This window comes from Aeromonas sp. HMWF015, from assembly GCF_963878965.1.
In the GTDB taxonomy this organism is placed as follows: Bacteria; Pseudomonadota; Gammaproteobacteria; order Enterobacterales; family Aeromonadaceae; genus Aeromonas; species Aeromonas veronii.
On the sequence record NZ_CAWNZT010000161.1, the window covers coordinates 27,636 to 37,309 of the forward strand.

Sequence of the window (9,674 nt, forward strand, 5' to 3'; positions counted from 1 at the left end):
TGCCATTGGGGCCGAGCAGCGCCACCAACTGGCCGCCATGCCAGCGGATATCCAGGGGAGAGAGCCGTCCGGCAATGGCGAGTGCGCGCGCCTCCAGCAGCGGCGCAGCAGCACGAGAAGAAACCGGCATGGGATCAGCGGGTGACATCGGCATCTTGCCTCAACAACGGGTAAATAAGGAGACTGCGCGCCCCGACCAAATCATGCAGATATTCATGCAGCACCATCGGCAGTTTGCCTCAATAGCAGGTAGATAAAGAGCGGCGCCCCCACCGAGGCGGTGATGACGCCGATAGGCAACTCCCCCGCGCTCAGGGTGGATCGAGCAACCAGATCGGCCGCCAGCAGCAGGGCCCCGCCGCCAAGCGCCGAGGCAGGCAGCAGAAAGCGCTGATCGCTGCCACCACAGAGCCGCAGCAGATGGGGCACCACCAACCCGACAAAACCGATGACACCACACAACGACACCGCCACACCGGTCAGCAGACAGACCGCCAGCACCAGCCGCACCCGCATCTTGTCGACATCCATCCCCATCAGGCGGGCCTGGGTCTCCCCCAACAACAACTGTTGCAGCGCTTTGCCCTGCCAACAGAGCCAGCCCAGGGTGAGCGGCAGCACCAGCCACCACCAGCCGAACTGCTGGCTGCCGTAAGAGAGGCTGCCCATCATCCAGAACATGATTTCACGCAAGGAGCCATCGTCGGAAAAGTACATCAACCAGGTCATGGCGGCATTGGTAAGAATACCGATGGCGACGCCAAACAACAGCAAGCGAGCATGACCGAGACGCGCCCGGCGAGCCAGCCGAATGAGCAGCATGGTCACCAGCAGTGCGCCACCGAAGGCCGCCAGCGACAGCCCCCAGCCGGGCAGATAGACGCCGAGGGACTTGGCCACCGCCATCGCCACCATGGCGGCAAGGCCTGCCCCGCTTGAAACGCCAAGCAGCCCGGGTTCGGCCACCGGGTTGTGCAGCATCACCTGCAATACGGCGCCGCCACAGGCAAGGGCTGCGCCAGCCAAGAGGGCCAGCAAGGCACGCGGCAGACGCAGCTCCAGCAAGATGCGCTGTTCGAGATCGCCAAGGGGCTGCCAGGGCAGCAGCACAAACTCGCCCCAGACGAGGGAGAAGAGAAACAGCAGCAAGGTCAGCAGCGTCAGGCCACAGAGCCAGCGCCGCTGCCAGCGCTGCTGGCGGGCGATAAGGGAGAGGTACAAGGAGGATCCCCGAATAACAAGGCTTTCCCCCGGCCCTGTCACAGCGCCGGGGAGAAGCAGGAAAAGGGCATGATAACAGTGGCTTGCCACCCAAGGTCAAGGCTGGTAACGCTTGGCCATCACGCTTATCTCGCCGCTGGCCACCAGATTTTGCAGCGCCACCAGCAAGGGCTGGCGCAGCGACTGGTGAGGTGAGTGCTTGCTCATCCCCAGATAGAGGGTCACCGGCGTGGCGGGGCGGTAGTCCGCCTTGCCTATCCGGCTGGCATTTCCCTGACTCAGGGCATAGTCCACCTGACAGTCGGTGCCAATCATCAGCGGCAGGTGACCGCGCTGCACCATGCGCAGCAGCTGATCTTCGGTGGGTACTCCGTGCTTGTCGAGGCGGCTGTCACTGTTGAAGGGCTCAAAGTAGGCGGAGTTGAGCACATAGCCCACCTTCACCCCCTGCAGATCGCGGTATTGGTGGATCCGGGCCACATTGACCGGCTGACCATAAAACGCGGGCCAGCACTGATAGTAGGCAGGCTGCAGATAGTCGATGAACTGCGCCCGCTCGGCGGTATAGGCGAGGCCAATCATCAGATCGACCTGACCGGTCTGCATCTGCTTGAGCGCCCTACCCCACGGCATCCGCCGTACCTGCAACTCAATGCCGCTCGCCTGTTGCAACCGGCGCAGGATGTCAATGTCGAGCCCCTGCAACCGACCATCCGCTTGCAGGATGCGAAATGGCGGCCACAGATCGGTGGCCACCGTCAGCGTCGGGGTCGCTCGCACCGGCATGGCAAATAACAGTAACAACACAATCCCGCATAACTTGCCCATCCCGTCGCATACCTCGCACGGCTTATCCTGTTGGTTAAAAATACCCTCCCGCACCACGTATGAAAACCCGTGGTTCAGGGATAAAATGCGCCGGATTTTCAAGGAGAACCCTATGAACCCGATTTTCACCAGTATCGGTCTGCTGCTCTGCAGCAACGTCTTTATGACCTTCGCCTGGTACGCTCACCTCAAGAGCATGAACCATAAACCCTGGATCATTGCTGCCCTGGTGAGCTGGGGTATCGCCCTGTTCGAATACCTGCTACAAGTGCCCGCCAACCGCATCGGCCATACGGTGATGAGCGTGGGCCAACTTAAAATCCTGCAAGAAGTGATCACACTCACCGTATTCGTCCCCTTCTCTATCTTCTATCTCAAGGAAGATCTGAAATGGGACTATCTCTGGGCAGGGCTCTGCATTCTCGGTGCGGTCTTTTTTGTCTTTCGCGAGAAACTGACCGGCGCCTGAGGCTGTACACTCAATATCATCCCGCTCATGGCATCTCATTGATCGACGAGGCAAAAAAATGGAATTGCGAGACATGTTACAGATCCTGGCCAAGCAGGATGGCTCAGACCTCTATCTGTCGACCGGCGCGCCCCCCTGCGCCAAGTTTAACGGCGGCCTGCGCCCCCTCAACGAAACGCCGCTGGAGCCGGGGGAAGTGGCGCGGATCGCCGCCGAGATCATGGATGGCGAGCAGAAGCAGCAGTTCGAGAAGGATCTGGAGATGAACCTCGCCATCTCCCTGCCCCAGATCGGCCGCTTTCGGGTCAACATCTTCAAGCAGCGCAACGAAGTCTCTCTGGTGGCCCGCAACATCAAGACCGACATCCCCCGCTTTGAAGATCTCAAACTCCCGCCCGTGTTGCTCGACACCATCATGGAGAAACGCGGTCTGGTGCTGTTTGTCGGCGGTACCGGCTCGGGTAAATCCACTTCGCTGGCGGCGCTTATCGACCACCGCAACCGCAACAGCGGCGGCCACATCATCACCATCGAAGATCCGGTGGAGTTCGTTCATCGCCACCGCAAGAGTATCATCAATCAGCGGGAGGTTGGCGTGGATACCCGCAGCTTCCACGCCGCCCTGAAAAACACCCTGCGTCAGGCGCCGGACGTCATTCTTATCGGCGAGATCCGCGATCGCGAGACCATGGAGCATGCGCTGGCCTTCTCCGAAACCGGCCACCTTGCCATCTCCACCCTGCACGCCAACAACGCCAACCAGGCGCTGGATCGCATTATCAACTTCTTCCCCGAGGAGCGCCGCCCCCAGCTGCTCAACGATCTGGGCAACAACCTCAAGGCTTTTGTCTCCCAGCGGCTGGTGAAAACCACCGATGGTGGTCGCCGGGCCGCGGTGGAGATCATGCTTGGCACCCACACCATCCGCGACATGATCAAGCGCGGCGAATTTGGCGGCCTCAAAGAGGTGATGGAGAAATCCAAAGCCCTCGGCATGGTCACCTTCGACAGTGCACTGTTCGATCTGGTGGTAGAAGGGGTGATTGAGGAAGAAGAGGCGGTGAAAAACGCCGACTCGGCCAACAACCTGCGCCTCAAGATCAAGCTGTGGAAGGAGAAGGGGCAGATCGCCAGCAGCAGCGATGCCACCGGCTGGAGCCTCGAACCCACCAAGGACGAGAAGGGCGATTTTTTCTAACTAGCCCCTCGAGAACCCCGGGCCAGCCCGGGGTTCTCTTTATCCAGCACGGCTGGCCCGACTTATCCCTCAGCTCACGAAGATCACTGCCTGTCAGCACCAACGGCGAACGCGCTGGCAATACGCCACATACTCGTCGCCGAAACGGGCGCGCAGCAGCCGCTCCTCTGGCATGATCTGAAAGCGAGTCATCCAGGCCACCAGCACGATTGGCCCAACCCAGACCCAACTTCCACCGAGATAACAGCCCCAGGCGGCCAGCCAGCAGAGCAGCCCCAGATACATGGGATTGCGACTGATACGATAGACGCCACAGGTCACCAGACGACTGGTGTGCTGAGGTTTGGTGGGGCTGACCGTGGTCTGGTGGTGACGAAACCGTTGCAGGGCACCAAAGCCCATGATGGCCCCCGCCACGACCAGCATAGCCATCAGCGCCATTGCCCAGATGCCGGGCTGGCTCTCCCCTCTTAGCCACCACATGGTCCCGGCACAGAGCAGGAAGATCAGCGGTGGTGGCAAACGTAACTCAAGATTGACCATTTTCTTCCCCTGACGAGTGTCGGCCGAACCCGTGTTGCGGTAGACTCCCAACCAGTCAGCGCCTGTTGAGAGTGACAAAGATCATAATAATAACAACAAGTTGTGGTTAAACCACCACCAATGTGGCCGACCCCGTCCAAACTATCCAACGCGAACAACAAAAAGGAATCACCATGCACAAGAAAACTCTGCTGGCTACCCTGATCTTCGGCCTGCTCGCGGGCCAAGCCGTTGCGGCTCCCTATCTGCCCCTTGCGACGGATCATCGCAACGGCCAGGAGCAAACCGCCAGCAACGCCTGGTTGGAAGTGGATCTGGGCGCCTTTGAACACAATATCCAGACCCTCAAGGATCGCCTCGGCGACAAGGGCCCGCAGATCTGCGCCATCATGAAGGCCGACGCTTATGGTCATGGCATCGACCTGCTGGTCCCCTCCGTGGTCAAGGCCAATATCCCCTGCATCGGCATCGCCAGCAACGAAGAGGCGCGCGTCGCCCGCGAGAAGGGCTTTACCGGCCGTCTGATGCGGGTGCGTGCTGCCACCCCGGATGAAGTAGAGCAGGCCCTGCCCTACAAGATGGAGGAGCTGATCGGCAGTCTGGTGAGTGCCCAGGGTATCGCCGATATCGCCCAGCGCCACCACACCACCATTCCGGTGCATATCGCGCTCAACTCCGCCGGCATGAGCCGCAACGGCATCGACCTGCGTCTGGCCGATGCCAAGCAGGATGCGCTGGCCATGCTCAAGCTAAAGGGGATCACCCCGGTCGGCATCATGACCCACTTCCCGGTTGAGGAGAAAGAGGACGTCAAGATGGGACTGGCCCAGTTCAAACTGGACTCCCAGTGGCTGCTGGAAGCGGGCAAACTGGATCGCAGCAAGATCACCATCCACGCCGCCAACTCCTTCGCCACTCTGGCCGTGCCGGACGCCTACTTCGACATGGTGCGCCCGGGTGGCCTGCTCTACGGTGACTCCATCCCCTCCCACACCGAATACAAGCGGGTGATGACATTCAAGACCCAGGTCGCCTCGGTCAACCACTATGCGGCAGGTAACACCGTCGGTTATGACCGCACATTTACCCTCAAGCGTGACTCCTGGCTCGCCAACCTGCCGCTGGGCTACTCCGACGGTTATCGCCGCTCCCTGAGCAACAAGGCCTATGTGCTGATCCAGGGTCAGAAGGTGCCGGTGGTCGGCAAGACTTCCATGAACACCATCATGGTGGATGTGACGGATCTGAAAGGGGTGAAACCCGGTGACGAGGTGGTGCTGTTTGGCCGTCAGGGTGAAGCCGAAGTGAAACAGGCGGATCTGGAGGAGTACAACGGCGCCCTGCTGGCGGACATGTACACCATCTGGGGCTACACCAACCCCAAGAAGATCAAACGCTGATCACGCGATATGAAAAAGGGCTCCCGCGGGAGCCCTTGTTGTTTGGTATTAAATGATATTGCGTTTAAGCGGCCTTTTTACGAGTCACAAACAGACTCAGCCCCATGGATGCCAGCAGGATCAGCGCGACTACACCAAGCGCAATGCCGGTCGGGATTTTGAAGATATCCAGCAGCAGCATCTTGACCCCGATAAACATCAGGATCAGCGCCAGACCGTATTTGAGCAGGGCGAAGCGATCAGCCACACCGGCCAGCAGGAAGTACATGGCACGCAGACCCATGATGGCGAAGATGTTGGAGGTCAGCACGATGAAGGGATCCGTGGTCACCGCGAAGATGGCAGGGATACTGTCCACCGCGAAGATGAGATCGCTCACCTCCACCAGCACCAGGATCAACAGCAGCGGGGTGGCATAGCGCACACCGTCACGCCAGACGAAGAACTTCTCCCCTTCCAGGGTCTCGGTCACCTTGAAACGACGGCGCATCCAGCCCAGCAGCGGGTTGTTGGCGAGATCAGGCTCCTTGTCGGCCGCCCACAGCATTTTGGCGCCGGTCAGCAGCAGGAAAGCGCCGAACAGGTAGAGGATCCAGTGGAACTGCTCGATAAGCCAGCTACCGGCGAACACCATACCGGCACGCATCACGATGGCACCCAATACTCCATAGAGCAGCACCCGACGCTGCAGCTCGGCCGGAATGGCAAAGTAGCCGAACAGCATCAGCCAGACGAAGACGTTGTCCACCGCTAGCGCCTTCTCGATGAGATAGCCGGTGAGGAACTCCAACCCCTTCTGGTTGGCAATTTCACGGCCAGCGCTGTGATCCAGCCAGAACCAGATAGCTAAATTGAAAAGCAGCGCCACGCTGACCCAGATCAGAGACCAGATACCGGCCTCTTTGAGGGACACCTTGTGTGACTTGCCGCCACCGACAAACCGTATGTCGATCCATAGCAGGACCAGCACAATGCCGAAAAAGCCGGCCCACATCCACCATTCACCCATATTCACTTCTCCCAAAAACGACAAAACCCACGTCCGAGAGGCGTGGGTTTGCGTTTAGAGCAGATACACCTTGCCTCTCGGCAAGGTCTCACTTACAGCCCATTTTCATCGACTGCCCGGCTGCCGGGTACACCTCAATGGATGCACCGTAATGACGACAAACCGGCGAGAAGTTACTCCCCTTGTTGCGCGGATATTAACAGCGGAAAAAGATAACGCCAAGAGACATCTTCATCTGTGGCCAAAATTAATCGGGGCACCACCAAGGTGCCCCGCAAACAGGTTCAACACATCGCAATCAGAGCGGGTCGACCTTGAGGCAAGAGACGGCGTGATCGAAGTTTCCCTCCAGCACAGGGCGGGTCTTGGCACACTCGGGACCGGCCACCGGGCAGCGGGTACGGAACACGCAACCTGATGGCGGATTCATCGGCGAGGGCAAGTCCCCTTCCAAGATCTGGATCACCTTGTTGCGCTCCAGCTCCGGATCCGGGATCGGCACCGCCGACATCAGCGCCTTGGTGTAGGGATGCAACGGATTGGCGAAGATCTCCTTGCGGGTCCCCAGCTCAACGGCATTGCCCAGATACATCACCAGCACCCGATCGGAGATATGTTTGACCACCGACAGGTCGTGGGCGATGAAGATAAGCGACAGCCCCATCTCCTTTTGCAGCGACTTGAGCAGGTTGACCACCTGCGCCTGGATAGAGACGTCGAGCGCCGATACCGGCTCGTCACAGATGATCATCTTGGGTTCGAGGATCAGCGCCCGGGCGATACCGATCCGCTGGCACTGGCCGCCGGAAAACTCATGGGGATAGCGGTTTACCAGGTTGGGCAAGAGCCCCACTTTGCTCATCATGGCCCGCACCTTCTCCTTCACCTCTTCCCGTGGCAGTTTGGGGTAAAAGGTGATGAGCGGCTCGGCAATGATGTCACCGATGGTCATGCGCGGGTTGAGGGAAGCCAGCGGATCCTGGAAGATCATCTGGATCTCTTTACGCTTCTCACGCAGGGCATTCTGGTCGAGCTTGGTAAGATCATCACCCAGCCACACCACCTTGCCTGCCGTCGCCGGCACCAGACCGATGATGGCGCGGGCAAAGGTAGATTTGCCGCAACCGGACTCCCCCACCACGCCGAGGGTTTCCCCTTCATACAGGCGCATGGTCACCCCATCGACCGCCTTGAGATCGGACGGCTTGGCCCACGGCCACGCCTTGCCACTCTTGATACTGAAGTGAACCTTGAGGTCCGACACTTCCAACAGCAATTTCTTCTCGGCACCCATTTAGTTGGTCCCCTTGTTCATGGCATCCGATACCCAGTGGCAGGCACGCTCTCGGCCGTCGTTGAACGGCGTCAGGATTGGCGACTGCTGGCCGCAAATCTCGCTGACCCGGTGGCAACGCTCCTGGAAGGGGCAGCCGGTGGGCAGACGCAGCAGGTTGGGCGGATTGCCCGGGATGGTGGGCAGCACCTCCCCTTCGGTATCGAGACGGGGAATGGCGCGCAGCAAGCCTTCGGTGTAGGGGTGGCTCGGGCGATAGAAGATATCGTCTACCTTGCCGTACTCCATGGTACGACCGGCATACATCACCAGCACCTTGTTGCAGATACCGGCGACCACGCCAAGGTCATGGGTGATCATGATGATGGCGGTGTTGAACTCGCGCTTGAGCTCGTTCATCAGAGTCATGATCTGGGCCTGTACGGTCACGTCGAGTGCGGTAGTCGGTTCGTCAGCGATCAGCAGTTGCGGCCGGCAGAGCAGTGCCATGGCGATCATCACCCGCTGACGCATGCCGCCGGAGAACTCGTGGGGATACATGCCCATCCGCTTGCGTGCTTCGGGGATCTTCACCGCATCGAGCATCCGTACCGACTCTTCGAACGCTTCCGCCTTGCTCACCCCTTTGTGCAGCATCAGCACTTCCATCAGCTGATCCTGCACCTTCATGTAGGGGTTCAGCGAGGTCATGGGGTCCTGGAAGATCATGGCGATCTTCTCGGAGCGGATCTTGTTGAGCTTGGACTCCGGCAGGTTGAGGATCTCCTCACCCTGAAACTTGGCGGAACCGGTAATAATGCCGTTTTTGGCCAACAGCCCCATGATGGCAAAGGCCGTCTGGGATTTACCGGAGCCAGACTCGCCGACGATCCCTAGGGTTTCACCCGCAGAGAGAGAAAAGTTGAGGTCGTTGACCGCCACCACATTGCCGTCCGGGGTCTTGAACTCGACCCGCAGATCTTTCACATCCAGTAACTTCATATAAAAACTCCTTATCGATCTTTCGTGATGCTTTCCTGTCGATCCGATGCTCGATTAACGATCTTTCGGATCGAGGGCGTCACGCAGACCATCCCCGAGGAAGTTGAAGCAAAACAGGGTCACCACCATAAAGCAGGCGGGGAACAGCAGTTGCCAGATGGCCACTTCCATCGACTTGGAGCCTTCATCCAGCAGGGCACCCCAGCTGGTCATCGGTTCCTGAACCCCAAGGCCCAGGAAACTCAGGAAGGATTCAAACATGATCATGCCCGGCACCAGCAAGGTGGCGTAAACGGCCACGATACCAAGTACGTTCGGTACGATATGGCGGGTGATGATCTTCCACTTGGAGACGCCACAGACGTGGGCTGCCTCGATAAACTCCTTGCTCTTGAGGCTGAGAGTCTGGCCCCGCACGATCCGCGCCATGTCGAGCCAGCTCACCGCCCCGATGGCGATAAATATGAGTGCCAGATTGCGGCCAAAGAAGGTGACCAGCATGATGACAAAGAACATGAAGGGGAAGGCGTTGAGGATCTCCAGTACCCGCATCATCAGGCTGTCGACCCGACCACCGATAAAGCCGGAGGCCGCGCCATACAGGGTGCCGATGATGACCGCCACCATGGCGCCCATGATGCCGACCATCAGGGAGATGCGCCCGCCCAGCAGGGTGCGCACAAACAGATCGCGCCCCAGACTGTCGGTACCAAAGTAGTGACCCGCTTCCA

Annotated in this window: 10 protein-coding genes and 1 pseudogene; 3 read left to right on the forward strand and 8 right to left on the reverse strand. The window is 59.4% G+C overall.

The window, feature by feature from the left end; translation table 11 throughout:
• The 3 genes and pseudogenes from AACS18_RS08315 to AACS18_RS08325 form a co-directional block, all read right to left on the reverse strand.
• A pseudogene (locus AACS18_RS08315) lies at window positions 1-148 on the reverse strand (ATP-binding cassette domain-containing protein); the annotation flags it as partial.
• A gap of 65 nt (window positions 149-213) precedes the next feature.
• Window positions 214-1,221, reverse strand: coding sequence for a vitamin B12 ABC transporter permease BtuC (gene btuC, locus AACS18_RS08320; RefSeq protein ID WP_108612169.1), 1,008 nt, complete (start codon window positions 1,219-1,221; stop codon window positions 214-216).
• Window positions 1,222-1,317: 96 nt separating this feature from the next.
• Window positions 1,318-2,049, reverse strand: a complete 732-nt coding sequence (locus AACS18_RS08325) for a substrate-binding periplasmic protein (RefSeq protein WP_164461703.1) — start codon at window positions 2,047-2,049, stop codon at window positions 1,318-1,320.
• A 112-nt stretch (window positions 2,050-2,161) separates the two neighbouring features.
• Here AACS18_RS08325 and AACS18_RS08330 point away from each other — a divergent pair, with 112 nt between their 5' ends.
• Together AACS18_RS08330 and tapW are read left to right on the forward strand one after the other, a co-directional pair.
• A complete protein-coding gene (locus tag AACS18_RS08330; RefSeq protein WP_005337656.1) occupies window positions 2,162-2,518 on the forward strand; it encodes a DMT family protein in 357 nt (118 codons plus the stop codon).
• Window positions 2,519-2,576: 58 nt separating this feature from the next.
• Window positions 2,577-3,716: a type IVa pilus ATPase TapW gene (gene tapW, locus AACS18_RS08335; RefSeq protein ID WP_005361600.1), complete on the forward strand. Its 1,140-nt coding sequence runs from the start codon at window positions 2,577-2,579 to the stop codon at window positions 3,714-3,716.
• Between the two features lie 93 nt (window positions 3,717-3,809).
• Here tapW and AACS18_RS08340 read toward each other — a convergent pair whose 3' ends face one another.
• The gene (locus AACS18_RS08340; RefSeq protein ID WP_108612171.1) at window positions 3,810-4,259 is read right to left on the reverse strand and encodes a methyltransferase family protein; all 450 of its coding nucleotides are present in this window, start codon (window positions 4,257-4,259) and stop codon (window positions 3,810-3,812) included.
• A gap of 173 nt (window positions 4,260-4,432) precedes the next feature.
• Between AACS18_RS08340 and alr the strand changes: the two genes are divergently transcribed.
• Complete coding sequence (alr, locus tag AACS18_RS08345) at window positions 4,433-5,659, forward strand: alanine racemase (RefSeq protein WP_108612172.1); 1,227 nt, start codon at window positions 4,433-4,435, stop codon at window positions 5,657-5,659.
• 64 nt (window positions 5,660-5,723) lie between these two features.
• On the opposite strand, the gene AACS18_RS08350 is transcribed toward alr, so the two are convergent.
• The 4 genes from AACS18_RS08350 to AACS18_RS08365 form a co-directional block, all read right to left on the reverse strand.
• A complete protein-coding gene (locus AACS18_RS08350; RefSeq protein ID WP_108612173.1) occupies window positions 5,724-6,668 on the reverse strand; it encodes a TerC family protein in 945 nt (314 codons plus the stop codon).
• A 298-nt stretch (window positions 6,669-6,966) separates the two neighbouring features.
• A complete protein-coding gene (gene oppF, locus AACS18_RS08355; RefSeq protein ID WP_108612174.1) occupies window positions 6,967-7,962 on the reverse strand; it encodes a murein tripeptide/oligopeptide ABC transporter ATP binding protein OppF in 996 nt (331 codons plus the stop codon).
• Window positions 7,963-8,943 carry an ABC transporter ATP-binding protein gene (locus tag AACS18_RS08360; RefSeq protein WP_108612175.1) on the reverse strand — a complete coding sequence of 327 codons (981 nt, stop codon included), beginning with the start codon at window positions 8,941-8,943 and terminating at the stop codon, window positions 7,963-7,965.
• Between the two features lie 54 nt (window positions 8,944-8,997).
• The coding region (locus AACS18_RS08365; RefSeq protein ID WP_108612176.1) for an ABC transporter permease subunit at window positions 8,998-9,674 on the reverse strand (677 nt) is incomplete at its 5' end.

Coding starts and splice junctions, on each gene's coding strand:
- AACS18_RS08330 (WP_005337656.1), top strand. CDS start 2,162: ATGAACCCGATTTTCACCAGTATCGGTCTGCTGCTCTGCAGCAACGTC.
- AACS18_RS08360 (WP_108612175.1), bottom strand. CDS start 8,943: ATGAAGTTACTGGATGTGAAAGATCTGCGGGTCGAGTTCAAGACCCCG.
- AACS18_RS08325 (WP_164461703.1), bottom strand. CDS start 2,049: ATGGGCAAGTTATGCGGGATTGTGTTGTTACTGTTATTTGCCATGCCG.
- tapW (WP_005361600.1), top strand. CDS start 2,577: ATGGAATTGCGAGACATGTTACAGATCCTGGCCAAGCAGGATGGCTCA.
- AACS18_RS08350 (WP_108612173.1), bottom strand. CDS start 6,668: ATGGGTGAATGGTGGATGTGGGCCGGCTTTTTCGGCATTGTGCTGGTC.
- alr (WP_108612172.1), top strand. CDS start 4,433: ATGCACAAGAAAACTCTGCTGGCTACCCTGATCTTCGGCCTGCTCGCG.
- oppF (WP_108612174.1), bottom strand. CDS start 7,962: ATGGGTGCCGAGAAGAAATTGCTGTTGGAAGTGTCGGACCTCAAGGTT.
- AACS18_RS08340 (WP_108612171.1), bottom strand. CDS start 4,259: ATGGTCAATCTTGAGTTACGTTTGCCACCACCGCTGATCTTCCTGCTC.